Origin of the sequence: Pseudomonas sp. SIMBA_068, assembly GCF_046534705.1 — a bacterium.
Lineage (GTDB): Bacteria > Pseudomonadota > Gammaproteobacteria > Pseudomonadales > Pseudomonadaceae > Aquipseudomonas > Aquipseudomonas putida.
This window is the reverse complement of record NZ_JAWRYI010000842.1, coordinates 1-260: the sequence shown is the minus strand read 5'-3', so window position 1 is coordinate 260 and position 260 is coordinate 1. Positions and strand designations below refer to the sequence as shown.

The 260-nt window shown below is 56.5% G+C and carries 1 protein-coding gene; it reads right to left on the bottom strand.

What is annotated here, in order from left to right; translation table 11 throughout:
• Positions 1 to 208: bifunctional hydroxymethylpyrimidine kinase/phosphomethylpyrimidine kinase (locus SB756_RS31705; protein ID WP_410913450.1), on the bottom strand; the 208-nt coding region annotated here is incomplete at its 3' end.
• Positions 209 to 260: the final 52 nt, after the last annotated feature.

Genomic DNA, 260 nt, shown 5'->3' with positions numbered 1-260 from the left:
GGGTGTTTTTGGTCATAATGCGCGGTGCGGTAAACCGTTGTTCACCCTCGCGGGTAAACAGCCAGTCCGGGCTTTGCTCATCATCCAGATGACCACCTTTCATTAGCACTGCGCCACAGCCCATCGCCAACAGCGATCGCCCTTGTTCCAGCATTTCCTGTTCGGTGCGCGCGTGTGGCGCGTCGAGCAAGGCGGCAGCTTCGGGCAAGTTTGGCGTTATTAATGAAACCTGTGGCAATAATCGACTGCGCAGCGTAGCA